24 protein-coding genes are annotated in these 24961 nt (G+C 69.3%); 16 read left to right on the top strand and 8 right to left on the bottom strand.

Translation table 11 applies throughout. From position 1 onward, the window contains the following. The first annotated feature begins 103 nt into the window (after positions 1 to 103). The 5 genes from KBY95_RS01045 (at position 104) to KBY95_RS01065 (ending at position 5597) form a co-directional block, all read left to right on the top strand. Complete coding sequence (locus KBY95_RS01045) at positions 104 to 1513, top strand: CPBP family intramembrane glutamic endopeptidase (protein WP_261353378.1); 1410 nt, start codon at positions 104 to 106, stop codon at positions 1511 to 1513. A gap of 57 nt (positions 1514 to 1570) precedes the next feature. Then, positions 1571 to 2011, top strand: coding sequence for a hypothetical protein (locus tag KBY95_RS01050; protein WP_254962829.1), 441 nt, complete (start codon positions 1571 to 1573; stop codon positions 2009 to 2011). Beyond that, positions 2011 to 3861, top strand: a complete 1851-nt coding sequence (locus KBY95_RS01055) for a peptidoglycan D,D-transpeptidase FtsI family protein (protein ID WP_396094854.1) — start codon at positions 2011 to 2013, stop codon at positions 3859 to 3861. Before KBY95_RS01050 ends, KBY95_RS01055 begins: the two co-directional genes overlap by 1 nt. 100 nt (positions 3862 to 3961) lie before the next feature. Next, a complete protein-coding gene (locus tag KBY95_RS01060; RefSeq protein WP_254962830.1) occupies positions 3962 to 5131 on the top strand; it encodes a transaldolase in 1170 nt (389 codons plus the stop codon). Between the two features lie 76 nt (positions 5132 to 5207). Then, the gene (locus KBY95_RS01065) at positions 5208 to 5597 is read left to right on the top strand and encodes a Crp/Fnr family transcriptional regulator (protein ID WP_254962831.1); all 390 of its coding nucleotides are present in this window, start codon (positions 5208 to 5210) and stop codon (positions 5595 to 5597) included. Between the two features lie 36 nt (positions 5598 to 5633). Here KBY95_RS01065 and KBY95_RS01070 read toward each other — a convergent pair whose 3' ends face one another. From KBY95_RS01070 to pyrH, 3 genes are read right to left on the bottom strand one after another with little or no spacing between them, the layout of a single operon-like run. Continuing rightward, positions 5634 to 6773, bottom strand: a complete 1140-nt coding sequence (locus tag KBY95_RS01070; RefSeq protein ID WP_254962832.1) for an NAD(P)/FAD-dependent oxidoreductase — start codon at positions 6771 to 6773, stop codon at positions 5634 to 5636. Then, positions 6770 to 7309: a ribosome recycling factor gene (gene frr / locus KBY95_RS01075; RefSeq protein WP_254950357.1), complete on the bottom strand. Its 540-nt coding sequence runs from the start codon at positions 7307 to 7309 to the stop codon at positions 6770 to 6772. Before frr ends, KBY95_RS01070 begins: the two co-directional genes overlap by 4 nt. 28 nt (positions 7310 to 7337) lie before the next feature. Continuing rightward, a complete protein-coding gene (pyrH, locus tag KBY95_RS01080) occupies positions 7338 to 8057 on the bottom strand; it encodes a UMP kinase (protein WP_254962961.1) in 720 nt (239 codons plus the stop codon). 100 nt (positions 8058 to 8157) lie between these two features. On the opposite strand from pyrH, the gene KBY95_RS01085 reads away from it, so the two are divergent. After that, positions 8158 to 8343: a hypothetical protein gene (locus KBY95_RS01085; RefSeq protein ID WP_254962833.1), complete on the top strand. Its 186-nt coding sequence runs from the start codon at positions 8158 to 8160 to the stop codon at positions 8341 to 8343. Between the two features lie 21 nt (positions 8344 to 8364). Here KBY95_RS01085 and cobO read toward each other — a convergent pair whose 3' ends face one another. Together cobO and KBY95_RS01095 are read right to left on the bottom strand one after the other, a co-directional pair. Continuing rightward, on the bottom strand, positions 8365 to 9066 hold the full coding sequence (cobO, locus tag KBY95_RS01090; protein WP_254962834.1) for a cob(I)yrinic acid a,c-diamide adenosyltransferase: 702 nt from the start codon (positions 9064 to 9066) through the stop codon (positions 8365 to 8367). A 62-nt stretch (positions 9067 to 9128) separates the two neighbouring features. Continuing rightward, on the bottom strand, positions 9129 to 10325 hold the full coding sequence (locus KBY95_RS01095) for a site-specific integrase (protein WP_254962835.1): 1197 nt from the start codon (positions 10323 to 10325) through the stop codon (positions 9129 to 9131). A gap of 206 nt (positions 10326 to 10531) precedes the next feature. Here KBY95_RS01095 and hemH point away from each other — a divergent pair, with 206 nt between their 5' ends. The 7 genes from hemH (at position 10532) to KBY95_RS01130 (ending at position 19233) form a co-directional block, all read left to right on the top strand. Beyond that, the gene (gene hemH, locus KBY95_RS01100) at positions 10532 to 11707 is read left to right on the top strand and encodes a ferrochelatase (RefSeq protein ID WP_254962836.1); all 1176 of its coding nucleotides are present in this window, start codon (positions 10532 to 10534) and stop codon (positions 11705 to 11707) included. Then, a complete protein-coding gene (locus tag KBY95_RS01105; RefSeq protein ID WP_254962837.1) occupies positions 11688 to 12302 on the top strand; it encodes a M23 family metallopeptidase in 615 nt (204 codons plus the stop codon). Before hemH ends, KBY95_RS01105 begins: the two co-directional genes overlap by 20 nt. A gap of 234 nt (positions 12303 to 12536) precedes the next feature. Then, positions 12537 to 14309, top strand: a complete 1773-nt coding sequence (gene ilvB, locus KBY95_RS01110) for a biosynthetic-type acetolactate synthase large subunit (RefSeq protein ID WP_254962838.1) — start codon at positions 12537 to 12539, stop codon at positions 14307 to 14309. Continuing rightward, positions 14291 to 14647, top strand: a complete 357-nt coding sequence (locus tag KBY95_RS01115) for a hypothetical protein (RefSeq protein WP_254962839.1) — start codon at positions 14291 to 14293, stop codon at positions 14645 to 14647. The genes ilvB and KBY95_RS01115 overlap by 19 nt, the downstream gene beginning before the upstream one ends. Next, positions 14644 to 14838 (top strand): GIVxVP protein, encoded by a 195-nt coding sequence (locus KBY95_RS01120; protein ID WP_254962840.1) that lies wholly within the window; start codon positions 14644 to 14646, stop codon positions 14836 to 14838. Before KBY95_RS01115 ends, KBY95_RS01120 begins: the two co-directional genes overlap by 4 nt. Before the next feature lie 23 nt (positions 14839 to 14861). Next, positions 14862 to 17324, top strand: coding sequence for a phosphoenolpyruvate synthase (gene ppsA / locus KBY95_RS01125; RefSeq protein ID WP_254962841.1), 2463 nt, complete (start codon positions 14862 to 14864; stop codon positions 17322 to 17324). A 208-nt stretch (positions 17325 to 17532) separates the two neighbouring features. After that, positions 17533 to 19233: an NAD(P)/FAD-dependent oxidoreductase gene (locus KBY95_RS01130; protein ID WP_254962962.1), complete on the top strand. Its 1701-nt coding sequence runs from the start codon at positions 17533 to 17535 to the stop codon at positions 19231 to 19233. Here the strand turns inward: KBY95_RS01130 and KBY95_RS01135 are convergent. From KBY95_RS01135 to KBY95_RS01145, 3 genes are read right to left on the bottom strand one after another with little or no spacing between them, the layout of a single operon-like run. Continuing rightward, positions 19175 to 20008, bottom strand: coding sequence for a polyphenol oxidase family protein (locus KBY95_RS01135; protein ID WP_254962842.1), 834 nt, complete (start codon positions 20006 to 20008; stop codon positions 19175 to 19177). The two genes, KBY95_RS01130 and KBY95_RS01135, sit on opposite strands and share 59 nt — an antisense overlap. Then, the gene (locus KBY95_RS01140; RefSeq protein WP_254962843.1) at positions 20001 to 20885 is read right to left on the bottom strand and encodes a Tab2/Atab2 family RNA-binding protein; all 885 of its coding nucleotides are present in this window, start codon (positions 20883 to 20885) and stop codon (positions 20001 to 20003) included. Before KBY95_RS01140 ends, KBY95_RS01135 begins: the two co-directional genes overlap by 8 nt. Further along, complete coding sequence (locus KBY95_RS01145) at positions 20882 to 22180, bottom strand: S1 RNA-binding domain-containing protein (RefSeq protein ID WP_254962844.1); 1299 nt, start codon at positions 22178 to 22180, stop codon at positions 20882 to 20884. Before KBY95_RS01145 ends, KBY95_RS01140 begins: the two co-directional genes overlap by 4 nt. A gap of 71 nt (positions 22181 to 22251) precedes the next feature. Here KBY95_RS01145 and KBY95_RS01150 point away from each other — a divergent pair, with 71 nt between their 5' ends. From KBY95_RS01150 to KBY95_RS01160, 3 genes are all read left to right on the top strand, one after another. Further along, positions 22252 to 23058, top strand: coding sequence for a creatininase family protein (locus KBY95_RS01150; RefSeq protein ID WP_254962963.1), 807 nt, complete (start codon positions 22252 to 22254; stop codon positions 23056 to 23058). 35 nt (positions 23059 to 23093) lie between these two features. Then, on the top strand, positions 23094 to 23825 hold the full coding sequence (locus tag KBY95_RS01155) for an aldehyde oxygenase (deformylating) (protein WP_254950332.1): 732 nt from the start codon (positions 23094 to 23096) through the stop codon (positions 23823 to 23825). Positions 23826 to 23906: 81 nt separating this feature from the next. Further along, positions 23907 to 24956: a long-chain acyl-[acyl-carrier-protein] reductase gene (locus KBY95_RS01160; RefSeq protein WP_254962845.1), complete on the top strand. Its 1050-nt coding sequence runs from the start codon at positions 23907 to 23909 to the stop codon at positions 24954 to 24956. The last annotated feature ends 5 nt before the right edge of the window (positions 24957 to 24961 follow it).

Raw genomic sequence — 24961 nt, forward strand, 5'->3', positions numbered from 1 at the left:
CCATCGTATGGGAGCGGGGCGTCGTCAGGGCAGGGTGTCAGGACGGGGGCCAGGGACAGGGACAGGGGAGAATCAGCTGCCATTGCCGCCCGAGGTGGTCCGGTTGAACGGAACCCCTTCCCGATCCGGACCCCCCACCGCACCGCCAGGCTGGAAATCCCTGCTGGCTCTGCTCAGCCTGGCCCTCTGCGCCCTGCTGTGGCTGGGGGGGCTGATCGACAGCCTGGAGCGGCCGTCGGTGGTGGATTCCCTCAGCCTGCGCCAGCTGGAACTGGGGGCCCTGGCGGCCGAGGCCGTCCCGCCGGGCCTGCGACCGGTTCTGTCCGGGGAGGCCCCACGCCAGGACCTGAAGCAGGAACTGAGGCGGCAGCTGGAGGCCTCCGAGGAGCCCCCCCTGGCCTTGCGACGCCTTGAACTCGCCCTGCTGGAACGCTCCGAAGCGGCCCCGGCGGCGTTGATCGATGACACGGATCTGCGGCAACTGGCGACCCAGGTCGACGCCGTGCGGCGTCCGCTGATCGAAGCGCTGCTGAACGGGCGGCCGGTGGACGCCCAGCGGCGGCAGCAGTTGCTGGCCCCCTGGTCGGCGCCCCTGATGGTGCAGCAGCTGGTCTGCGAACAGCTCCCCGGGGGCCAGGGGGACTGCCCGGCGGAGGAGCGTTCCGTGCGGCTGCTGCTGATGCTGGTGGCGGTGACCATCCTGCCGGCGCTGTTTCTGCTGGCGGGGGTTGCCCTGCTGTTACGGCAGGGCTGGATGGCCTGGCGGCAACGGCTGCCCGCCGCTCCACCGCTGCTGGGTCCGCCCCTGAGCCTGGTCGATGTGACCCTGCTGATCGCCGGTGGTTTCGTCGTGCTCGGCGAAGTTGTTGTGCCGCTCCTGGTGCAGCCACCGCTCCAGATTGCCCTGCAGAGCCTTTCCGTCTCCAGAGCCCTCAGCCAGGGCCTCGAGGTGCTGGTGCTCTACGCAGCCCTGATGGCCGTGCCGCTGCTGCTGCTCGCGCTGATGCTGCCGCGCCGGACCCCAAGGCCAGCGGGGGGCTGGCTGCAGTGGAAGTGGCGGCCGGCCGGGTCCGCCTTCAGCGCTGCCATCGTCAGCCTGTTGATGGTGCTGCCGGTGGTGACCGCCTCCAGCTGGGTCATCGACCGGTTCTGGAGCGACCCCGGGGGCAGCAATCCGCTGCTGGAGCTCGTGCTGACCAGCGCCGATCCCCTCGCCTTGGCCTGTTTCGCCTTCACCGCCCTCGTGGTGGCCCCCCTGTTTGAGGAGGTTCTCTTCCGGGGTGTCTTGCTACCGGTAGCGGCTCAGAGGCTCGGTGGCGCCGGAGCTGTGATCCTCAGTGCGGCCGTGTTCGCGATCGCCCACCTGAGCCTGGCGGAGCTGGCGCCGCTGTTCGTGCTGGGCCTCGGCCTCGGCTGGCTGCGCTGGCGCAGCGGCCGACTGGGCTCCGCCGTCCTGATGCATGCCCTCTGGAACGGGCTGACCTTCATGAATCTCCTCTTTCTCGCCGACTGACACCGCTTGCTGCCACCCCCCAGGGGTGGTTCACTTGCGCAGTGCCTCCCAGGTCCATTGGCCGCCTCTCCCGCCCCACGCAGCCAGAACCCCCTGCCAAGACTGAGGCCCCTCCATCTGATCGAGGGGTCGCTTTCGGCGCGGAAGATCGAACGTCAGGCGCCCTGGCTGGCCGGCCTGCATCGGATCAGCAGCGGCGCCCTGGTGGGACTGGGACTCTCCATGCTTGGCCTGAGTGCCCTCACCCTCCACTGGCAGAACCAGTGGGCCTACAGCTTCGCCCAGTTGCAGGCCTCCAAGACCCTTGAGCACCGCATGCAGGAGTCCTCCGCCCTGCTTGAGCAGCACCATCTCAGCCTGGTCCGGCGGCCCGGACTGCTGGAGCCCACCAGCAGTGAAAAGCTCATCCACCTGCCGGAGCCCCACAGCAGCCGCCCCCGCGCCTCCCTGCCCCTGCTCGCCGGCTTCCAGTTGCGCGCCATTCCGGCCGGCTATTGATGCCTTCCCCGTTCCGTTCCAAGTCCGGTGACTCCGGCAGCCAGGCCGCCTCCGGCACGGGCAGCGGACGCCGGGTCAAGGGAACGGCAACGCGACGGGTGGTGGAGATCCAGCCGATCCCCGCCGGACGGATGCTGGCGGTCTATCTGCTGCTCTGCGCCGCCCTGGTCGGGCTGGCGGGTCGCCTGGCCTGGCTGCAGGTGGTGCAGGCGCCGGCCCTGCAGGCCAGGGCCAGGGCCATCCAGACCCAGGCGATCACCCCCATCGGCAAACGGCGCACCATCGTCGACCGGATGGGCCGGCTGGTGGCCCTTGATGAGGAGCGGTTCACCCTCTGGGCCCATCCGCGCTACTTCAACATCCCCGGCGACGAACCCCAGGAGATTCGCCCCCCCGCCGACATCGTCAGGAAGCTGTCGACGGTGCTGGCACGGCCGCCCGGCGAGATGCTGCAGCGCATCGGCAGCCGCCGCAGCGGCGTCAAGCTCGCCACCGGCCTTGATCCGGAAACGGCCCATCGGGTGCGCGAGCTCGGCATCAGCGGCATCGATCTGGAGGCGTACCCGCAACGGGTTTACCCCCAGGGTCAGCTGTTCGCCAATGTGGTCGGCTTCCTCAACCTGGAGCGGGTCGCCCAGGCCGGTCTGGAGCAGAGCCGCGACAGGGACCTGCGTCGCCAGGAGGTGACGATGAGCATGCGCCGCGGCGCCGACGGCACCCCCCTGCCTGATGGTCTTCAGGCCGGGTCGCTCTACGGCGACGACCTGCGCCTGCAGCTCACCCTTGATGCCCGCCTGCAGCAGGTGGCCCAGCAGGCGCTGGGCAAGCAGGTGAAGCAATGGAAGGCCAAGCAGGGTGCCGCCCTGGTGATGAATGCCAGCAACGGTGAAATCCTGGCCCTCGCCTCCACCCCCAGCTACGACCCCAACAAGTTCTGGAGCTTCAACCCCGGCCTGTTCCGCGAATGGTCGGTGCAGGATCTCTACGAGCCAGGCTCCACCTTCAAGCCCATCAATCTGGCCCTGGCCCTGCAGGAGAAGGCGATTCGCCCCGGCGACAAAGTGAACGACGTGGGGCAGCTGAGCATCGGCGGCTGGCCGATCTTCAACCACGACCGCCGCGCCAACGGCCTGATCGATTTCCCCACGGTGCTGCAGGTCTCCAGCAACGTGGCCATGGTGAAGGCCATGTCACAGGTGAAGCGGGAGCGCTTCTGGCATTGGCTGCGGGCTTTCGGCATCGACGAGATGCCCGACACCGATCTGCCCGGGGCCGTGGCCGGCCAGCTCAAGAGCCGCAGCGAATTCACTTCGGCGCCGATTGAGCCGGCGGTCGCCGCCTTCGGCCAGGGCTTCTCCCTCACCCCCCTCAAGCTGCTGCAGCTGCACGGCATGCTCGCCAACGGCGGCAAGCTCGTGAGCCCCCACATCACCCGCGGCCTGCGCTCCGGCGATGCCCTCGCCAGCGCCACCAGCCCTACGGGGGTGCAGATGCTGGATCCGGCTGTCACCCGCACCGTCGTCAACTGGATGGAAACGGTGGTGGAGAATGGCAAGGGGATGAAGATCCCCGGCTATCGCATCGCCGGAAAGACGGGCACCGCCCAGAAGGCCCGCAACGGCGTGTACATCCCCGGGGCCAGGATCTGCAGCTTCGTGGCGATCCTGCCCGGGGTCGCTACGAGCTATGTGGTCCTGGTGGTGGTGGACGAGCCCCAAGGCAGCAACGCCTACGGCTCCACCGTGGCCCTGCCGGCGGCTCGCCAGATCGCCGAAGCCCTGCTCGTCATCGAGAAGGTGCCTCCCAGCCGGCCGATCGCCAGGGTAACCAGGACAGCCACACCGTCCTGAGACCGAGCCTTGTCCTCATTCCCACAACCCTGGTGCCTGTCCCCGGGGGAGCACGGCTAGCGTCGGTTCCAGAAGACATCGCGCCCGACACCGTTCCACGATGGCCAACCTTCTCGAACAACTGGCCGCCATGACCGTGGTCGTGGCCGACACCGGCGACATTGAGGCGATCCGCCAGTTCACGCCGCGGGATGCCACCACCAACCCGTCCCTGATCCTGGCCGCCGCCCAGATTCCGGCCTATCAGGAGCTGATCGACCGCTCTCTGCGCGAATCCCGTGAGGTGATCGGCAGGGAGGCCCCGGCCGAGGACGTGGTGCGGGAGGCCATCGATGAGATCAGCGTCACCTTCGGCAAGGAGATCCTCAAGATCGTTCCTGGCCGGGTCTCCACGGAGGTGGATGCCCGCCTCAGCTACGACACCGAGGCCACGATCACCAAGGCCCGCAAGCTGATCGGCCTTTACGCCCAGGCCGGCATCGGACCCGACCGCGTCCTGATCAAGATCGCCTCCACCTGGGAGGGCATCAAGGCGGCGGAGGTTCTTGAGCGCGAAGGGATCCACTGCAACCTCACGCTGCTATTCGGCTTCTCCCAGGCCGTGGCTTGCGCCGAGGCGGGCATCACCCTGATCTCCCCCTTTGTGGGGCGGATCCTCGACTGGTACAAGAAATCCACCGGTCGCGACAGCTATCCCGGGGCGGAGGATCCCGGCGTGCTCTCGGTCACGCGGATCTTCAACTACTTCAAGACCCACGGCTACGGCACCGAGGTGATGGGCGCCAGCTTCCGCAACCTCGACGAGATCATTGAACTGGCGGGCTGCGACCTGCTGACCATCTCCCCTGGCCTGATGGACCAGCTGCGTCAGAGCGAGGACCACCTGGAACGGCGTCTCGACGCCGCCCATCCGGGCGCCAGCGAGGCCAAGATCCACGTCGACGAGGCCGCCTTCCGCCGCATGATGGACGCTGACCCCATGGCCAGCGAGAAGCTCGACGAAGGCATCCGCGGTTTCTCCAAAGCCATCGAGACTCTGGAAGGCCAGCTGGCCCATCGTCTGGCGGTGATCGAGGGCGGAGCCGCCTTCACCCACGCGGTGCACGAAATTTTCCTGCTCAACGATCTCGACGGTGATGGCTGCATCACCCGCGAGGAGTGGCTCGGCAGCGATGCCGTCTTCGATGCCCTCGACACTGACAACGACGGCCGCCTGGCGCCGGAAGATGTGCGCGGCGGCCTGGGAGCGCCGCTGGCCATCAGCCGCTGAACGTCCGATCTCCGCCCCATTCCTTGATCGGATGTTCACCTTGATGGGCAAGGATGGATCTCCTTTCCACTGACGAATGGCCCACACCGTCCATGCCCTCGACACCATGCGCGCCCTCGCCGCCAAAGGTGAAGTGAGGGACGTCGAGGCCGGATCGATCATCTTCCAGTCCGGGGAAGCCGGTGACTCCATGTTCGGTCTGCTGGAGGGAACGGTGCGCCTGAGCTGGAACGCCGATGCCGGTCACGAGGACATCCAGGCCGGTGACGTTTTCGGAGCTGGCGCCCTGGTCACAGCGGAACACCGCCGCTACGGCAAAGCCACGGCGCTCACCGCCTGCAAGCTGCTGGTCATGAACCGTGAGAAGTTCCTGTTCGCCGTCCAGGAGGCGCCCATGTTCGCCCTTGAGTTGCTGGGCTCCATCGACCAGCGCCTGCGGGACCTCAAGGGCGTGACCCGCAACTGAGGCTGGACACACCAGACGCAGGGCTGGGGAGTGGCCTCAGCCCCGCTGGAACAGCAGGCGCCGGATCACCCGCTGGGCGATCTCCCCGTAGCCCATCTCGCCGGAGAGGATCTGGGCGATGCGCTGGGGGGCGGTGGGCCGCTTGATGCCGAGCTGGTAGCCCACCCGCGGCACCCGGTAGAACACCTGGGCGATGCGTTTGCCCCAGGCCATCGAATCGCCCCAGGCCTCGCGCATGCGCAGGCTGTAGTGCTCCAGGGCCAGGCCATCCCCGTCCAGCCACAGGTCGAGGGCCGCCGCCGCTTCGCAGCCACTCAGCAGGGACGGGCGCAGGCCCTCGGCCAGGAAGGGATCACAGAGCGAGGCCGCGTCGCCAACGGCCACCAGGCCAGGCCCGTGCAGGGCATGGTGGCCATTCCAGAGCCGCAGCTGGCCATGGCGTCGCTCGCCGGCGGCCGCTGGCAACCCCAGGCTGGGCAGCAGGGCGGAGAGCACCGCCTCGCTATCGGCTTCCTGCTGGCCGACGAAGGTGCCCACCCCGATGCTGTAGCCCCCCTGGCGTGGGAACACCCAGCAGAAGCCGTGGTGCACCAGGCCGAACTCAAAGCGGGCCATGTCGGCGGGGTCGGGATCCGCCGCCACCTCCACCGAAACCGTGGCCGCGAAGCGGGGACGGGGGGGGCCCAGGCCGAGGGGCGCCGCAAAACGGGAGGCGGAGCCATCGGCGATCACCACGGCCCTGGCCCGCAGCGGCCCCTGCCCAGGACCCGACACCTCCCAGAGACCATCGGCACCGCGCTCAATCCGCTCGACCCTGCAGCCATGGCGCAGGTCGCCGCCCGCCTGGACGGCCTGGTCCGCCAGGAAGGCATCGAGCACGCTGCGGCGCACGATCCAGAAGGGGGCCGCACCGGGCAGCTCCGCCGTCACCGGATCCTCCAGGCACCAGGTGAAGCGAACCCGGCGGATCACCTGATCCACCGTGGGCGCCAGATCGAAGGGGAACCAGCCCTGCACCGAGGCCGCCATGCCACCGCCACAGGGTTTGGAGCGTCCCGGGGCCTGGGCCTCCAACAGAATCACCCGGCGGCCACGGGCCGCCAGATGGAACGCCGCTGCGCCGCCGGCGGCGCCGGCGCCCACGACGATCACATCGGCATGGGCGGTCTGGCTCACACCTTGAGGATGTCGGCTTCCTTCTCCGCCAGCTTCTTCTCCAGCTCGGCGATGTAGCGATCGGTCAGCTTCTGGACCTTCTCCTGCTCGTCATGGCTCTGGTCCTCGGAGAGCTCACCCTCCTTCTCCAGCTTCTTGATGCGATCGACGCCCTCGCGGCGGAGGTTGCGCAGACCCACCTTGCCCTCCTCGGCGTACTTGGCCGCGAGCTTGCAGAACTCCTTGCGGCGGTCCTCGGTGAGGGGCGGGATGTTGATGCGGATCAGGCGGCCATCGTTGTTGGGGGTCAGGCCGAGATCACTCATGGCGATCGCCTTCTCGATCAGCGCCATGGAACCCCGGTCAAAGGGCTGGATCTGGATCGTCTGGGCGTCGGGGGTGGAGATCGTCGCCAGCGACTTGAGGGGCGTGTCGGCCCCGTAGTACTCGACGCTCAGCTTGTCGAGCAGGGAGGGGTTGGCCCGACCGGTGCGGATGGTGTTGAAGGTGCGCTGGGTGGCTTCCACCGACTTGCGCATGCTGGCTTCGAGATCCATGGCAGGGGAAAGGCGGGGAGGGTGAGGGTCAGCGGGGGGGCGCCGGCACGATGCTGGTGCCGATGGGCTCACCGGCGACCGCTCTGGCGATGTTGCCCGAGCCGAACAGGTCGAAGACCACGATCGGGATCGCGTTGTCCTTGCACAGGGCGATGGCGGTGCTGTCCATCACTTCGAGCTCGCCGCTGAGCACATCGAGGAAGGTGAGGGTTTCGTAGCGGACCGCATCGGCATGCTTGGCGGGGTCCTTGTCGTAGACGCCATCCACCTTTGTGGCCTTGAAGATCACGTCGGCATTGATCTCAGCGGCCCGCAGGGCGGCGGTGGTATCGGTGGTGAAGAAGGGGTTGCCGCAGCCAGCCCCGAAGATCACCACCCGCCCTTTTTCCAGGTGCCGGATGGCCCGGCGGCGGATGTAGGGCTCGGCCACCTCCTGCATGGAGATGGCGCTCTGGACGCGGGTGGGCACACCGGCGCGCTCGAGGCCATCCTGCAGCGTGATGGCATTCATCACCGTGGCCAGCATGCCCACGTAATCGGCCGTGGCCCGGTCCATCCCCGCCGCCGAGCCCTTCAGCCCCCGAAAAATGTTGCCGCCACCGACGACGATCGCCAGTTCGGTACCCCCGGCCACCACCTCAACCACATCGGTGGCGATCGACTGGACGATGGCGGGATCGATCCCATAACCCTGGCCCCCCATCAGCGCTTCACCGCTGATTTTGAGGAGAACGCGCCTGTAGGCCATCGACTCATGCGATCGGCCGAACAGTAGCAACCCTCCCCGCAGCACCACCAGGTTGCCCGCCTCACCGTCACCCGCTTCACTGCCCCAAAGGAGCATCGCCATGCCCGTCGACCAGCCCGGACCTCGCAGCAGCGATGTGATGGCCCGCCTGACGCTCTCGGCCATGGATCGGGCCAGCGACAGCCCCGGCTTCTGGGGCCAACCCGAAGTGCACCGCGCCCTGCTGGTCAGCGGGCTGTCGGTGCTGGTCTGCAGCCTGGCCCGGCTGCGGGCCGACCTGGGCTGATCGCACTCGCCCCAGCCAGCGTCAGAACTCGATGCCCGCCTGGGCCTTCACCCCCTGCTCCCGGAACGGATGGCGCACCGCCTTCATCTCGGTGACCAGGTCGGCGCGCTCCAGCAGGGCCGCCGGGGCGCCACGACCGGTGAGGGCCACATGGGTCAGCGGCGGGCGCAGGGCGAGTCCTGCCAGCACCTGGTCAGGGTCGAGATAGCCGAGCTTGAGGGCGACGTTGATCTCATCGAGCACCACCAGCTTGCGATCGGCGGCGGCGAGGTAGGCGCGGGAGCGCTCCCAGGCGCTCTGCACCAGCTGGCGGTCCCGCTCCCGGTCCTGGGTCTCCCAGGTGAACCCCTCGCCCAGGGCATGCCAGTGGAGCGCGTCGCCGAAACGCTCCAGGGCCCGGGCCTCGCCCGGCTGCCAGCCCCCCTTGATGAACTGCACCACCGCCACGTTCTCGCCATGACCCAGGGTGCGCAGCACCAGGCCCAGGGCGGCGGTGGTCTTGCCTTTGCCGTCGCCGGTGAAAACGAGCACCAGGCCCTTCTCCAGGTTGCGTTCCCCCACCCGCTGCTGCTGCACCTCCCGGCGGCGCTGCATACGGCGCCGATAGGCCTCCTGGTCGACCTCGGGGGCCAGGTCGCCCCCCGGGCCCAGCTCTTCGGCCTGGCGATCCAGGGCCAGCGCCCCGTCTGCCGCGGCTGGGGTCGTGGAGGCGATCGCCGTCATGGGAGCCGGTTCCGTTTGGCGCACTCTGGCGGAACCCCGAACGCCCCGGGCGGCCCCTGGCCTCAGGAGGCCCGCAGGCGTGCCAGGGCGGTGTCGACCGCCTGCTGCTGGTCGCGCCGCGTGATCCAGTGGTGGTACGTGCGGGTGTGGATCGCCACCGAGTGGCCCATCATCCGGGCGGCCACCGTGTCGGGCAGACCGATGTGGATGGTGCGCACGGCCCAGGCATGGCGCAGGTCGTAGGGGGTGATCGGCAGCCCGTAGCGGCGGAACTGCTCCGCCACCCGCCGGCCCACCTGCTGCAGGGTGGTGCGGCGCAGATCGGTGCAGACCTGGGGCAGCCTTCCGTCGCCCTCGGCCAGGCTCTCAAGGCCAAAGCGCTCCACCCAGTCGGGCTGGAACGGCCACACCTGATGCTCGCCAGTCTTGCTGGTGGGCAGCACCCGCAGCACCCTGTCGCCCCCGGGCGCCAGGGCAGAAAGATCACAGAAAAAAACCTCGTGATTGCGCAGGCCGTAGGTGGCCATCAGGCCGTAGGCCAGGCGCCAGCGGGGATTGGGGATGGCCGCCACCAGCTCCTGGATGCGGGCATCGCTGGGCAGGCCCCGGAAGCGGGCCACGTGCAGGCCGTAGCCGCCACTGCGCTCGCTCCAGTCGGACGGCAGCGGCAGTTGCAGGTGGCGGGCCAAAGCCCCCAGGGCGATGCCGCACTGCTGGCGGCTGCGGCTGGCCAGGGGGTAGGTCTCCAGCACCCGCTCCAGCAGGGTGGCCTCCACAGCCGTAGCCCCATGGGCCCCGGCGGCCACCGCCTCAAGACGCCGCAGGTAGGGCCGGTAGGCACCGCTCCAGGTGCTGCGGCTGCCCGCGGGCCGGCGGCGGCGGCGGGGATCGGCGAAGAAGGCGGCCTCGAAACCGGCCAGCAGCGGCCGCAGTTCCCCGGCCTCAGAGGAGGTTTCCGGCGGGGATGGGGGCGCCACCTTCGGGACTGACGTCTGGGCTGTCTTGGTGGACGGGCGCCGGCGCCAGGGCTCCCAGCTGAAGCTGCCCTGCTCCAGCGCCTGCCGCACCCGCTTGAGCTGCTCGAGGGCGGCGGCCACACCGGCGCTGGTGGCCGGCAGCCCCAGGCTGATCCGCTGCACCGGCTGCGCCGCCGTGCCCTGCGGGCAAGGCAGGGGGCCGCGCAAGCCCAGCCGCTGCTGACGGATCTCCAGGCGCAGGCTGGTGCCCGAGGACGCCAGACGCTGATTCTCCTGCCGCACCAGTGCTGCCGGGTCGGCGTCCGAGGTGGCGCCCGAATCGGAAGCGGCTGGCGATGGCAGGGCAGCCAGGGCGATGGCGCGGCAAGCATGGAGCTCAGCCGGAACCTACCCGTGCCATCCCATGGCCGCCAGGGTGCGGTTCGGTGACCTGGCTGGCGCCCGCCGGTGGGGAGGCGGCGTTACGCTCAGCCTTTCGGATCGAAGGCATGGCCAGGGTCGGCGTGCTGCTGCTGAACCTCGGCGGTCCGGAACGGATCGAGGATGTCGGGCCTTTCCTCTACAACCTGTTCTCCGATCCGGAGATCATTCGTCTGCCCACGCCGGCGCTGCAGAAGCCGCTGGCCTGGTTGATCAGCACCCTGCGCAGCGGCAAATCCAAGGAGGCCTACCGCTCGATCGGCGGCGGTTCTCCCCTGCGCCGCATCACCGAACAGCAGGCCAGGGAGCTGCAGAGCCGCCTGCGCCAGGAAGGTGTCGACGCCACCAGCTATGTGGCGATGCGCTACTGGCATCCCTTCACCGAATCGGCCGTGGGCGACATCAAGGCCGACGGTGTGGAAGAGGTGGTGGTGCTCCCCCTCTACCCCCATTTCTCGATCAGCACCAGCGGCTCCAGCTTTCGCGAACTGCAGCGGCTGCGCCAGGCCGACCCGGCCTTCCGGCGGCTACCGATCCGCTGCATCCGCAGCTGGTACGACCATCCGGGGTACATCAACGCCATGGCCGGGCTGATCGCCCGGGAAGTGCGCGCCTCCGGCACGCCGGAGTCAGCCCACATCTTCTTCAGCGCCCACGGAGTGCCCAAGAGCTACGTGGAGGAAGCGGGCGATCCGTATCAGCAGGAGATCGAGGGCTGCGCCGCTCTGGTCATCCAGCGACTGCAAGAGATGCTGGGCCATGCCAACCCCTCCACCCTCGCCTACCAGAGCCGGGTGGGGCCGGTGGAATGGCTCAAGCCCTACACCGAGGATGCCCTGCGGGAGCTGGGCGAGCAGGGCGTCAAGGAGCTGGTGGTGGTGCCGATCAGCTTCGTCAGCGAGCACATCGAGACCCTTGAGGAGATCGACATCGAGTACCGGGAGATCGCCACCGAAGCCGGCATCACCCACTTCCGTCGGGTGCCCGCCCTCGACACCGATCCCACCTTCATCCAGGGCCTCGCCGACCTGGTGCACGAGGCCATGGCCGGCCCGGAGGTGAACCTCGACATGGCGGCCCAACTGCCCAAGAAGGTGAAGCTCTACCCCCAGGACAAATGGGCCTGGGGCTGGAACAACAGCTCCGAGGTGTGGAACGGCCGACTGGCCATGGTCGGTTTTTCCGCTTTTCTGCTGGAATTGCTCACCGGTCAAGGCCCACTTCATGCCCTCGGACTGCTCTGATCGCCCCAGGCGTCACCGCCTGCGGGGCCGGTCGCTGCTGATGGCGGCGACCCTGGGCCTGAGCAGCCAGGGTCTGCCCGCCGAAGCCCGCAACGCCAGCCTCTGGAGCCGGGGGGCCTTTCCGGTGGCCAGCTTCGCCGGCTACACGAGCGGTTTCGGCATGCGCTCCCACCCCCTCAGCGGCGACGTACGGCCCCACTACGGCATCGACATCGCCGCCCCCCTGGGATCACCGATCCGCAGCTGGTGGACAGGGACGGTGAGTGAAGTGATCGTCGATGGCGGCTGCGGCAACGGACTGGTGATCCGCTCCGGCAGCTACGAGCACATCTATTGCCACCTCAGTGGCCAGGCCGGCAACGGCGTCTACCGCAGCGGCAACGTCCTGCTGCGGGTCGGCCAGCGGGTGGCCACCGGCCAGGTGATCGCCCACGTCGGCCTGACGGGCAGCACCACCGGCCCCCACCTGCACTGGGGCCTGCGCTACCGGGGCGCCTGGATGGACCCGGCCCGCGTGTTGCGGGCCATGGCGGAGAGCCGCCGCCAGCGCAACCCAATTCCCCTGCAGCGACCTAACCTGGGTGTCTTCCGCTGATGGTGTCCAGACCGTTGCCCGGCTCGATGCCGTCCGGGGCTTCCGGTCTTCCAACCTGACGACCCCCTCCCCCCTCGCCAGTCCCCAGCCGCCGCCGTGACGCTCACGCCCCTTTCCACCGCCACAGCCGCCGCAGGGCACACAGCCGCCGCAGGGCCCATAGCCGCCCCTTCAGCCCCTGAAATGGCTCCTGAGGCGTCGGTTCCGAGGCGGGTGAGTGGGGGTTATGCCCTGATGGATGCCCTGCACCGCCATGGTGTAAGGCACATCTTCGGCTATCCGGGCGGGGCGATCCTGCCCATCTACGACGAGCTCCACAAGGCCGAATCCCGGGGCTGGCTGAAGCACATCCTGGTGCGTCACGAGCAGGGCGGCACCCATGCCGCCGATGCCTACGCCCGTGCCACCGGGAAGGTGGGTGTCTGCTTCGGCACCTCCGGCCCCGGCGCCACCAACCTGGTCACCGGCATCGCCACCGCCCAGATGGATTCGGTGCCGATGGTGGTGATCACCGGGCAGGTGCCCCGGGCTGCGATCGGCACCGATGCCTTCCAGGAAACCGACATCTTCGGCATCACCCTGCCGATCGTCAAACACTCCTGGGTGGTGCGCGATCCCGCCGACATCGGCCGCATCGTGGCGGAAGCCTTCCTGATCGCCGCCAGCGGCCGCCCCGGCCCGGTGCTGATCGACGTGCCCAAGGATGTGGGTGCCGAGGAATTTGACTACACACCGGTGGCTCCGGGGTCGGCTGTCCCCTCCGGCTTCAAGCGTCCGCCGGCCCCCAGGCCGGAGGCGATACGGGCGGCCCTGGACCTGATCCGCCAGGCCCGCCGCCCGCTCCTGTATGTGGGGGGCGGCGCCATCGCCTCCGACGCTCACGCGGAGGTGCACCAGCTGGCGGAGCGGTTCCGTCTGCCCGTCACCACCACCTTGATGGGCAAGGGGGCCTTCGACGAGAACCACCCTCTGGCGGTGGGCATGCTGGGCATGCATGGCACCGCCTATGCCAATTTCGCCGTCACCGAGTGCGATCTGCTGATCGCCGTCGGGGCTCGCTTCGATGACCGGGTCACCGGCCGACTGGACAGCTTCGCCCCCCGGGCCCAGGTGATCCACATCGACATCGATGCGGCCGAAGTGGGCAAGAACAGGGTGCCCGAGGTGCCGGTCGTGTCCGATGTCCGCCTGGCCCTTGAGGCCCTGCTGCAGGCCTCGGTCGGCGAAAGCTCCAACCGGCGCACCGACGCCTGGCTGGAGCGCATCGACACCTGGAAACACCACTACCCCCTGGTGATTCCCCAGCCCACCGGGGACATTGCCCCCCAGGAAGTGGTCATCGCCCTGAGGGAGCTGGCCCCTGAGGCCTTCTACACCACCGATGTGGGCCAGCATCAGATGTGGGCGGCCCAGTTCCTGCGCAACGGACCCCGTCGCTGGATCAGCAGTGCCGGCCTGGGCACCATGGGCTTCGGCATGCCTGCCGCCATGGGCGTCCAGACGGCTTTCCCCGACGAACGGGTGATCTGCGTGGCCGGCGACGCCAGCATCCTGATGAACATCCAGGAACTGGGCACCCTCAGCCAGTACCAGCTGCCGGTGAAGGTGGTGGTCATCAACAACGGCTGGCAGGGCATGGTGCGCCAGTGGCAGGAGAGCTTCTACGAAGAGCGCTATTCCAGTTCCGAGATGACTGGAGGCATGCCCGACTTTCCCGCCCTGGCCGAGGCCTTCGGGGTCAAGGGCATCGGCATCACCGACCGGGCCCAGCTGCGCTCCGGCCTCGCTGAAGCCCTGGCCCACCCCGGTCCGGTGTTCGTCGATGTGCGCGTCCGACGCAACGAGAACTGCTACCCGATGGTTCCCCCAGGAGCCAGCAACGCCCAGATGGTGGGTCTGCCCAGCCATCCCGAACTCGCCATCGATACGATCCGTCAATGCAACGCCTGCGGCAGCACCACGGCCAGCGCCCACCTCTTCTGTCCCAGTTGCGGCGCCAAACTCTGACCCTGGTCGGGGTCCTGCTGGCCCTCCTGCTGCTCTGGCCCGGAGCGGCGGCGGCGGCGGAGGTGTTTCAGGTGCGTAGTGGAACGCTGCTCCAGGTGGGTGATGGAAACCGCAGCTACGCCGTGGAGCTGGCCTGCATGGAGCTGGTGGCGAACCACGAGACGGAGGCGACCGCCTGGCTGCGCCAGGCCCTGCCCCGTCGCACCAAGGTGAATCTGCACCCCATGGGCCAGCGGGACGGCACGCTCCTGGCCCAGGTGAGCCTGCTCTCCAGTGGCGCCGACATTGCCACCGGCCTGATTGAGGCCGGCCTGGCGCAGGCGGTGGCCTGCCCATGAGCCTCAACCGCACCGCCAAGGGCATCGTGCTGGTGCCCACCCTGCTGCTCGGTGGAGCCTTTCTGGCCGCCGGCACCTGGATGGAGGGCCCCGCTGCCGCGAACCGTGGCCTGGCCCTCACCCTGGGAGGGCTCCTGATGGGAGCCGGTCTGCTGGCCCAGCTGCTGCCCGAACCCGGCCCGGACCCATAGTTGGTGTAGTCAGGGCGAAGGGGATGCGGAACTCCGATCAGCTCGTGGTGCCCCTGGCACAGGTCGGCCTGGAATCCATCGCCGAGGTGGGGGGCAAGAACGCCTCCCTCGGGGAGATGATCCAGCAGCTGGGGCCTGTGGGCGTCCAGGTGCCGGGAGGCTTCGCCACCACGGCCGCCGCCTACCGCCTGTTCATCACGGCCAACGGGCTCAGGCCCGCCCTCGCCACCCTGCTCCACGGGCTCGACACCAACGACCTGGCGGCCCTGCAGGCGGCCGGCCAGGGGGCCAGGGAACTCCTGGGCGGGGCCGAACTGCCGCCGCCCCTGAAGGAGGCGATCGTGACGGCTTACCGGGAGCTGGCCGGCGAGATGGCGGCCTGCGGCGTCCCTGCCGCCGTGGCGGTGCGCTCCAGCGCCACGGCCGAGGACCTGCCGGAGGCGAGCTTCGCCGGGCAGCAGGAGACCTACCTGCACGTTGAGGGGGAAGCGGCCCTGCTGGCAGCCTGCCGGCGTTGCTATGCCTCCCTGTTCACCGATCGGGCCATCGCCTACCGGCAGCAGCACGGCTTCGATCACCTGGAGGTGGCCCTTTCGATCGGGGTGCAGCGCATGGTGCGCTCCGACCTGGCCAGCTCCGGGGTGATGTTCAGCATCGACACCGAAACCGGTTTCCGCGACGCCGTGCTGCTGACCGCCGCCTACGGGCTGGGGGAAAACGTGGTGCAGGGCGCCGTGAACCCGGATGAATGGCTGATCTTCAAGCCCACCCTGGAGCAGGGTTTCGCCCCGATCCTCAGCCGACAGCTGGGCAGCAAAGCACTGCGCATGGTCTACGCCGACCCCAGCGGCGGCGATGGCCGGGCGGTGCGCAACGAAGCGGTGTCCCCGGACGACAGCCGGCGCTTCGCCCTCAGCGATGGCGAGGCCCTCACCCTGGCGCGCTGGGCCTGCGTGATCGAGCGCCACTACAGCGAGCGCCGGGGAGTGCCCACCCCGATGGACATCGAATGGGCCAAGGACGGCCTCAGCGGGGCGCTGTTCATCCTCCAGGCCCGGCCGGAGACGGTGGAATCCCGCCGGGGCGGAGCGGTGCTGCGCAGCTGGCACCTGGAGCCGCACCAAGCTGAGGAGATCACCAGCGGCCGGGCCATCGGTGCCTCGGTGAGCAGCGGCCGGGCCCGGGTGATCAACGATCCCAGCGAGATCGCCCGGTTCAGCAGCGGCGACCTGCTGGTCACCCGTCGCACCGACCCCGACTGGGAGCCGATCCTGAGGAAGGCCAGCGGTGTGGTCACCGACCAGGGGGGCCGCACCTGCCACGCGGCGATCATCGCCCGTGAGATGGGCCTGACGGCGATCGTCGGCACGGGCGACGGCACCAGCCGCATCGGCGACGGCGACACCGTCACCCTCAGCTGCTGCGAGGGGGATGTGGGCCATGTGTACCGCGGGGCCCTGCCCTTCCGGGTGGAGGAGCAGGCCATCGACGACCTGCCCGACACCCGCACCAGGATCCTGATGAACGTGGGCAATCCCGAGGAGGCCTTCAACCTGGCCTCGATCCCCTGCGACGGAGTGGGGCTGGCCCGTTTGGAGTTCATCATCGCCAACCACATCCGGGTCCACCCGATGGCGTTGCTGCAGCCCGAACGGGTGACGGCGGCGGCCGATCGGGCCGCCATCGCCGAGCTGGTCGTGGGCTACGACGACCCGGCCGATTACTACGTGGACCTGCTGAGCCAGGGCATGGCCCGGATCGCCGCCGCCTTCCATCCCCGGCCGGTGATCCTGCGCTTCTCCGACTTCAAGAGCAACGAATACGCCCGACTGCTGGGGGGGTCGGCCTTCGAGCCCGCCGAGGAGAACCCGATGATCGGCTGGCGGGGGGCGTCGCGCTACTACGCGCCGGCCTTCCGCGCCGCCTTCGCCTTGGAGTGCCGGGCCCTGCGCCGGGTGCGCGAGTCGATGGGCCTGGGCAACGTGATCCCAATGGTGCCCTTCTGCCGTACCCCCGAGGAGGGGGACCGGGTGCTGGCCGTGATGGCCGCCGAAGGACTGGTGCGTGGAAAGGACGGGCTGGAGGTGTACGTGATGTGCGAGCTGCCCAGCAACGTGATCGGTGCTGAAGCCTTCGCCGAGCGCTTCGATGGCTTCTCGATCGGCTCCAACGACCTCACCCAGCTGACCCTGGGACTGGATCGGGACTCCGCCCTGGTGGCGGACCTGTTCGACGAGCGGCATCCCACGGTCAAGGAGATGATCCGCCTGGCGATCCGCACGGCCCGGCGCTGTGGCCGCAAGATCGGCATCTGCGGCCAGGCCCCCAGCGACTACCCCGACTTCGCCCGTTTCCTGGTGGAGGAAGGGATCGACTCGATCAGCCTCAACCCCGATGCGGTCGTAACGACCCGCATTGCCATCGCCGCCATGGAGGCCGAGCTGGACGCTGCGGCCTCAGCAGGAAGCCTGACGCAGCCCGACTGAGGGGGCACCCATGGGTGGGGCCCAGAGGCGCCAGAGCAGCAGGCCGTGGGCGCTGCAGCGCACCACGCAGAGCGCCGCCAGACCCATGCAGAGGGGACAGTGAGCCAGACCCATCAGAACTCCGGCTCCAACCTCGATCAACTTCCACCATGGCACCTTCCGCGGCGTCGTGCCCTAGAACGCCAACAGACCCATGCCTCCGCCGGCCGTGCTGCGCCTCAGCGAGCTGAAGTTGCCGCTCGATCACAGCGCCGCCGATCTGGAGGCGGCCATCATCAAGCGGCTGGGGCTGGCGCCCGGTGAACTGCGCAGCCACCAGCTGGTGAAACGCAGCGTCGATGCCCGCCGGCGCGGGGCCATTTCCCTGGTGTACTGCCTCGACCTCGCACTGGAGGGCGGCGCCCGGCGCCGCCTGCTGCGCCGCTTCGCCGGCGATCCCCATCTGCGACCAACCCCGGACAGCCGCTACCGCCCCGTGGCCCGGGCCATGGGGACGAGCCCGGCGCTGCGACCGGTGGTGGTGGGCGCCGGCCCCTGCGGTTATTTCGCCGCCCTGCTGCTGGCCCAGATGGGTTGGCGGCCCCTGCTGCTGGAGCGGGGCAAGGTGGTAAAAGAGCGCACCGCAGACACCTTCGGCTTCTGGCAAGGCCGCCGCCGCTTCGATCCCGGCTCCAATGCCCAGTTCGGTGAGGGGGGCGCGGGGACCTTCTCCGACGGCAAGCTCTACAGCCAGGTGAGTGAAGAGCCCGCCTACATCCGCAAAGTGCTCGAAGAGCTGGTGGCGGCCGGGGCCGACCCCGACATCCTCACCCTGCACCACCCCCACATCGGAACCTTCAAGCTGGCCACGGTGGTGCGGGGGCTGCGGGCCCGGATCGAGGCCCTGGGCGGTGAAGTCCGCTTCGGCCAGCACGTGGTGGAGCTGCTCCTGGAGCCGGGGACCGACCGACAGCTGGCCGGTGTCCGCCTGGCCGACGGCACGGCCGTCGCCACCCGGCATCTGGTGCTGGCGCCGGGCCACAGCGCCCGCGACACCTTCCTGATGCTGCACGCGTTGGAGGTGGCCATGGAGCCGAAGCCCTTTGCCGTCGGGGTGCGAATTGAGCATCCCCAGGCCCTGGTCGACCAGGCGCGTTGGGGGGAGGCCGCCGGCCACCCGCGGCTCGGCCCCGCGGAGTACAAGCTGGTACACCACTGCCAAGGGGAAGCCTCAGCCGGCCGCAGCGTCTACAGCTTCTGCATGTGTCCGGGCGGCCTGGTGGTGGGAGCCACCTCGGAGGAAGGCTGTGTCGTCACCAATGGCATGAGCCAGCATTCCCGCCAGGAACGCAATGCCAACAGCGGTCTGGTCGTGCCCGTGGGCCAGGCGGATCTGGCGCCCTATGGCCAGCCTGGGGGAGAGGCCCTGGCCGGGATGGCCTTCCAGCGCCACTGGGAACAGCAGGCCTTCCGCGCCGGCGGCGGCGACTATCGGGCACCGGCCCAGTGGCTGGGCGATTTCCTGGCCCGTCGCCCCAGCCAGGAGGCGCCCCCGGGGGCGGTGGAGGGGTCGTACCAACCCGGCCTCCGCTTCGGCAGCCTCGATGGCTGCCTGCCGGACTACGTGCTCGAGGCGATCCGGGAAGCGCTGCCGGTGTTCGCCCGCCGCATCCCGGGTTATGCGATGGACGGCGCCCTGCTCACCGGCGTCGAGACCCGCACCTCCTCACCCCTGCGATTGCAGCGTCATCCAACGCGGCTCGAAAGCCTGAACACCCCGGGGCTGTTCCCGGCGGGGGAAGGGGGAGGCCATGCGGGCGGCATCCTCTCGGCGGCAATCGACGGCATCAAGGTGGCGGAAGCCGTGGCCCTCAGCCTCTGTGCGACGCCGCCCCCTGGGACACCACCCCACTCCACTGCACAGCCTTGACCCCGTCGCGGCGCCAGGAATGGAACAGCAGCGGTTCGGCCACCGTGCAAAGCGGGCAGAGGGCGATCTGCTCCGGCGCCAGACCGTCCCGCTCCAGCTGCAGCGCCGTGGCCCGGCGGATGTCCAGCCGATCCCGGCCGGGTGCCGGATCCAGCAGCAGGGCACCGCAGCGTTCGAGATCCGCCAGGGCGCCGTCGGGCACCGGGTCGCCGCTGCCCGCCACCATGGCCGCGGCCACCTGCAGGGTGACGGAGCGCTCCACCTGGTAGCGGATGCCGTCCACGGCTGGTCCGAGGGCCACCCGCAGCTGATCCCGGTGGGCCCCGTCCGCCACCAACGCCTCGATCGCTGCCGGCACGATCCGGCCCGCGACCCCACGCCAGCCGGCGTGGCAGGCCGCCACCCGGCCGCCGGCGCGATCAACGATCAACACCGGGGTGCAGTCGGCGCCGCACACCCAGAGGCTCTGGCCGCCGCCATCGCTGCGCAGTCCATCGGCCTCCGGCCAGGGGGCCCGCTCGGCGTCCCCGGCGGCGAGAACGGTGCCGCCATGCACCTGGCGGGTGCGATGCACACCCACGCCGGCACTGATTTCCCCAGCCAGCTCCTCTGGCTGGCGGCCCTGCCACTGGCGGGTGAAGAAGCCGTGCTCGAAGCCGGCCAGCAGGTCACACTGGAGGTAATGGCCGCCGTAGGTGCCCACCCAGGTCCAACCGGGCAGGTCATTGAAGCCCGCATCGGGCCGCTCGAAGGGGGGGTCGAGCGCCTCAGCCATCCGGCTGATCCCGCAACAACCAGAACCCTTCCAGGGCCGGAGCCTCCTCGCTCGCCTGGATGGCGATGAACTGCAGACCGCCGGCCCGCTCCCGGGCCTCCGCCAGGGCCACGCTGGCCAGCTGCGCTTCTTCCTCCGGCAGGCGGGCGAGGATCCAGCGGTCCTCCAGGCCGGCCTCCAGCACCAATTGACCGGCGCAGACTTCCAACCGCGTCGGCTCCAGGCCGGACAGCCAGCCGGCGATGGCCAGGGCCCGCCGGCTGCTGAACAGCCGGATCCCGGGGACCGGGGTGGCGGGATCCACGCCGTCGGGCAGGGCCACCAGGCCGGGGAAGGCGATCTCCCAGCTCCCGGCTTCTGCCAGGGTCGCGGCATTGAGGGTGGCCCAGCTCCAGCTGTCGCCCCGGGCCGCCTCCGGCAGGGGCAGGGCCACCGGCGGAATCGGTTGCGGGGGTGGGGCCAGGGGACCGGCCATGTAGCCCGGCTCCTGGGGGTAGACGGTGGTCTGGCGCTCCCGCAGCCACTCCACCAGGCCGTAGCAGCGCCGGCTCGGCACCAGCTCCAGGCCAAGACCCTCGGCGGCCCGCTGCACCATGGCGCGCATCGAGCCGCGCCAGCAACGCAACCGCCGCGGCGGGCCGAAGCCCTGCTCCGCAGCGTCCTTGATGGCCGCTTCGATCGCCTCGCGCAACCACTGGGAATTGACGCTGGCGGCCGGGCACGCCATGCACCAGCGGAAGGGCTCAGGCGCCGGCTGCAGTCCCGCCGTGGTGCAGATCAGCAGTTCCCAGCGCTTCTTGCCATCGGCCTCCAGGATTGGCCTGGAGTAGTAGTCGAGTTCCCAGTCAGGGCCGGGCGCCAGTAACGCTCCGCTCATCCTGCGTCCTGTTCCTGCTGGCGCAGCAGCGAGCGGGCTCGGTGGGCCCGGTCCTCGGCCTCGGCCATCACGGTCTCCTTGGCGATCAACAGTTCTCCGGCGGGGCCTTCGAGCAAGGCGGTGTTGAGGGCGATGCGACCCCGGGCGGGGTCGATGGCGGTGACCAGGGCCTTGATGGCCTCCCCCTGCTGGAAGGCCTCCCGCAGGTCGCGCAGGACGCCGCCGGTGATGCAGGAGTGGTGCAACAGGCCGCTGACGCCGCCCAGATCGACGAAGTAGCCGTAGGGCTTGATCGAGGCCACATGGCCTTCGACCAGCTGCCCCACCTCCAGGGTGGCGAAGCGGGCGGCGCTGGCGGCCCGCTTTTCGGAGAGCACCAGCTTGCGGGTCTCGGCGTTGACCTCCAGGAAGGCCACCCCCAGGGTCTGGCCGACGAGGGCTTCGTGGTTCTCACCCTCGTTGAGCTGGGAGCGGGGAATGAAGCCGCGCAGCCCCTCCAGATCGCAGGTGACGCCACCACGGTTGAAGCCGCTCACCTTGACCTGCACCACCTTGCCCTCTTTCTCCAGCTGGCGCACCTTCTCCCAGCTGTGGCGCAGGGCGAGGGCACGGGCGCTGATGGTCACCATCCCATCGGCGTTCTGCTCACGGGTGACGAGCACCTCGATCGGCAACCCCTTGGGGAAGCGCTCCTTGAGGTTCGTGATCACCCCGAGGCCGCACTCGCTCTTGGGCATGAAACCGGGGGCCTTGCCGCCGATGTCGACATAGACACCGTCGCTCTCCATGCCGATCACCACCCCCTTGACCACCTCACCGGTGGTGCCGACCGGAGCGTTCTCATCGAGGGCGGCGAGGAAGGCTTCCTCATCGAAATCGAAGTCGTCCACGGTGCGGGCCTGGCGGGAGGCCGGCGCAGGGGCGGCCTCTGCGCCGGCGTTGGTGGCAGTGGCGGTGGCAGTGGCGGTGGCAGATCCACGGGAGGCCGAACTGCCGCGGCGATCGGTCGCCGGGCCCAGCAGGTCGGCCATGGTGAGGCCCTCGAGGGCGTCCATGCTGAAGCGGTCCTCGTCCGCCGGGGGCGACGACGGCGGGCGCAACGGCGCTGCGGCCGGGCTCGACGGGGATGGAGCCAGGGGGGCTTCAGCCACCACCTCCTCCTCCTTCTTGATCATCAGCACCTGGGGGGGCTTGCGCAGCGGCGCCGGGGCCGACCCGGAAGGCCTCGCCGGCGGCATCGGGCGCTGGGCGGGGTTCCGGGGCTGACGCGGCGCGGGGTTGCCGGTTCCTGCCATGGAGGTCTCCAGCGAAGCACGGGGCTCCATACTGTACGAATCACCCGTTGAGGCCCGTCCTCACCCCGCCGATGCCCCCCTGCAGCGAGCGTCGCCTCGCCAGCCTCAGTTGGACAGCGGTGCCTGAACAGGCCACCCGCCCGGGAAGCACGGTGGTCTGGCCCTTCGGCGCCATCGAGCAACACGGACCCCTGCTGCCCCTGGGCACCGATGCCCTGTTTGCCGAGCGGGTGGCCGAGGCCGTGCTGGAGCGGCTTGACCCCGACCTGCCGATCTGGCGGCTGCCGCTGCAGAGCATCGGCTTCTCCCCGGAGCACCTGGGCTTCCCAGGAACCCTCAGCCTTCCCGCCGATCTGATGATCGCGCTGGTGCGCTCCGTGGGCAGGGGGATCGCGGCAGCGGGCTTCCAGCGGCTGGTGCTGTTCAACGCCCATGGCGGCCAGATCGGTCTGCTGGAGGCGGCGGCGCGGGAGTTGCGGGTGCTGGAACCCGGCCTGGCGGTCCTGCCCTGCTTCCTCTGGCGCGGCGCCGATGGCCTGGCGGAACTGATTCCCGACCCCGAACGCAGCACCGGGCTCCATGCCGGCCTGGCGGAGACCAGCCTGATGCTGTTTCTCGAGCCGGCCACCGCCGGAGCCCTTCCCGCCGCCGACGGGCTTGCCCCCAACCCGCCTCCCCCCAGCGGCTGGAGCCTGGAAGGGGCCTGCCCCTGTTCCTGGCGCACGGAGGAACTGAGCGTCAGTGGGGTCATCGGTGATCCCGCTGGCGCCAGCGAGGACCTCGGCCGCAAACTCTTCCTGCGTCTGGTGGACAGCTGGGAGCGGCGCCTGGACGCTCTGGTGCGTAGCGATTGGCCACCGACTTCCGGCAGGCCATGACTAAAGTTGTCGGATTGACTGAGCCTGCGGTCCCCATGCCCACCCTGGAAACCACCACGTCCGTCGATTCCGCCCTGGGCCCGCTTGAGGGGAGCGAACTTCCCGACTTCACCACCGCCGCCTACAAGGACGCCTACAGCCGCATCAACGCGATCGTGATCGAAGGCGAGCAGGAAGCCCACGACAACTACATGTCCCTGGGGACGCTGCTTCCTGACCAGGCCGAGGAGCTGGGCCGCCTGGCGCGCATGGAGCTGAAGCACATGAAGGGTTTCACCGCCTGCGCCAACAACCTCGGCGTCACCGCCGACATGCCCTTCGCCCAGGAATTCTTCTCCCCCCTGCGCAACAACTTCCAGGCGGCCCTCAAGGACGGGAAGGTGGTCACCTGCCTGCTGATCCAGGCCCTGCTGATTGAAGCCTTCGCCATTTCGGCTTATCACATCTACATCCCTGTGGCCGATCCTTTCGCCCGCAAGATCACCGAAGGAGTCGTCAAGGACGAGTACACCCACCTCAACTACGGTCAGGAATGGCTCAAGGCCCACCTTGAAGAGTCCCGCGCCGAGCTCGAGCAGGCCAACCGCGACAACCTCCCCCACGTGCGCCGCATGCTGGATCGGGTCGCCGCCGATGCTGCGGTGCTTCACATGGAAAAGGAAGACCTGATCGAGGATTTCCTTATCGCCTATCAGGACGCCCTCACCGACATCGGCTTCACCCCTCGGGAGATTGCCCGCATGGCCGCTGCAGCGCTGCTGGGCTGAGCTGACCGCTCGGGCTCACCGGGGGAGGATGTAGCGTCGGCGACATCGGGCCCTGCCCTGCCGCCGCTTTCTCCTCCCTGCATGTTCGGCCTGATCGGTCATTCCACCAGCTTCGAGTCGGCGCGCAACCTGGCGCGAAGCCTCGGTTTCGAGGAGTACGCCGACGGGGATCTGGACATGTGGTGCAGCGCCCCGCCCCAGTTGGTGGAGAGGATCAGCGTCACCAGCCCCACGGGCCAGTGCATCGAAGGGGCCTACATCGACTCGGTGTTCGTTCCGGAGATGTTGAGCCGCTTCAAGACGGCCAAGCGCAAGGTTCTCAATGCCATGGAGCTGGCCCAGAAGAACGGCATCGACATCACCGCCCTGGGTGGCTTCACCTCGATCATTTTTGAGGATTTCAAGCTGCTGAGGGAACAGCAGGTCCGTGCCACCACCCTGGACTGGCAGCGCTTCACCACCGGCAACACCCACACCGCCTGGGTGATCTGCCGCCAGGTGGAAGCCAACGCCCCACAGCTGGGCATTGACCTGCGTCGGGCCAAGGTGGCCGTGGTGGGCGCCACCGGCGACATCGGCAGTGCCGTCTGCCGTTGGCTCTCCCAGCGCACCGGCGTCCAGGAACTGCTGCTGGTGGCCCGCCGTCCCCAGCCGCTGGCCGATCTGCAGCAGGAGCTGGGCGGGGGCCGCATCCTTTCGCTGGAGGACGCCATGGCCGAGGCGGACGTGGTGGTCTGGGTCGCCAGCCTGGCCCAGGCCAGCAGCATCGATCCGGGCCGGCTGCGCCGTCCCTGCCTGATGATCGACGGCGGTTACCCCAAGAATCTGGACACCAAGGCCGCCGGCGAAGGCATCCACGTGCTCAAGGGCGGCATCGTTGAATTCGGCTCCGACATCGGCTGGCAGATGATGGAGGCGGCGGAGATGGCCAATCCCCAGCGCCAGATGTTCGCCTGCTTCGCCGAAGCGATGCTGCTGGAGTTCGAAGGCCTGCGCACCAACTTCAGCTGGGGCCGCAACAACATCACCCTCGAGAAGATGGATCTGATCGGCGCCGCCTCGCTTCGCCACGGTTTCCAGGCCCTTGGCCTGGAACATCCGGCACCGGTCCCCAGCTTCTCCTCCACCTGATCCCT

It is taken from the genome of Cyanobium sp. Aljojuca 7A6 (genome assembly GCF_024346455.1).
Lineage (GTDB): Bacteria > Cyanobacteriota > Cyanobacteriia > PCC-6307 > Cyanobiaceae > Cyanobium.

Bases quoted from the DNA above. Each gene is read 5' to 3' on its own strand.
- hemH (WP_254962836.1), top strand. From the start codon at position 10,532: ATGGCCAGGGTCGGCGTGCTGCTGCTGAACCTCGGCGGTCCGGAACGG.
- KBY95_RS01085 (WP_254962833.1), top strand. From the start codon at position 8,158: ATGCCCGTCGACCAGCCCGGACCTCGCAGCAGCGATGTGATGGCCCGC.
- KBY95_RS01055 (WP_396094854.1), top strand. From the start codon at position 2,011: ATGCCTTCCCCGTTCCGTTCCAAGTCCGGTGACTCCGGCAGCCAGGCC.
- KBY95_RS01120 (WP_254962840.1), top strand. From the start codon at position 14,644: ATGAGCCTCAACCGCACCGCCAAGGGCATCGTGCTGGTGCCCACCCTG.
- pyrH (WP_254962961.1), bottom strand. From the start codon at position 8,057: ATGGCCTACAGGCGCGTTCTCCTCAAAATCAGCGGTGAAGCGCTGATG.
- KBY95_RS01105 (WP_254962837.1), top strand. From the start codon at position 11,688: ATGCCCTCGGACTGCTCTGATCGCCCCAGGCGTCACCGCCTGCGGGGC.
- KBY95_RS01135 (WP_254962842.1), bottom strand. From the start codon at position 20,008: ATGGCTGAGGCGCTCGACCCCCCCTTCGAGCGGCCCGATGCGGGCTTC.
- cobO (WP_254962834.1), bottom strand. From the start codon at position 9,066: ATGACGGCGATCGCCTCCACGACCCCAGCCGCGGCAGACGGGGCGCTG.
- ppsA (WP_254962841.1), top strand. From the start codon at position 14,862: ATGCGGAACTCCGATCAGCTCGTGGTGCCCCTGGCACAGGTCGGCCTG.
- KBY95_RS01160 (WP_254962845.1), top strand. From the start codon at position 23,907: ATGTTCGGCCTGATCGGTCATTCCACCAGCTTCGAGTCGGCGCGCAAC.
- KBY95_RS01150 (WP_254962963.1), top strand. From the start codon at position 22,252: ATGCCCCCCTGCAGCGAGCGTCGCCTCGCCAGCCTCAGTTGGACAGCG.
- KBY95_RS01155 (WP_254950332.1), top strand. From the start codon at position 23,094: ATGCCCACCCTGGAAACCACCACGTCCGTCGATTCCGCCCTGGGCCCG.
- frr (WP_254950357.1), bottom strand. From the start codon at position 7,309: ATGGATCTCGAAGCCAGCATGCGCAAGTCGGTGGAAGCCACCCAGCGC.
- KBY95_RS01145 (WP_254962844.1), bottom strand. From the start codon at position 22,180: ATGGCAGGAACCGGCAACCCCGCGCCGCGTCAGCCCCGGAACCCCGCC.
- ilvB (WP_254962838.1), top strand. From the start codon at position 12,537: ATGGATGCCCTGCACCGCCATGGTGTAAGGCACATCTTCGGCTATCCG.
- KBY95_RS01140 (WP_254962843.1), bottom strand. From the start codon at position 20,885: ATGAGCGGAGCGTTACTGGCGCCCGGCCCTGACTGGGAACTCGACTAC.
- KBY95_RS01065 (WP_254962831.1), top strand. From the start codon at position 5,208: ATGGCCCACACCGTCCATGCCCTCGACACCATGCGCGCCCTCGCCGCC.
- KBY95_RS01060 (WP_254962830.1), top strand. From the start codon at position 3,962: ATGGCCAACCTTCTCGAACAACTGGCCGCCATGACCGTGGTCGTGGCC.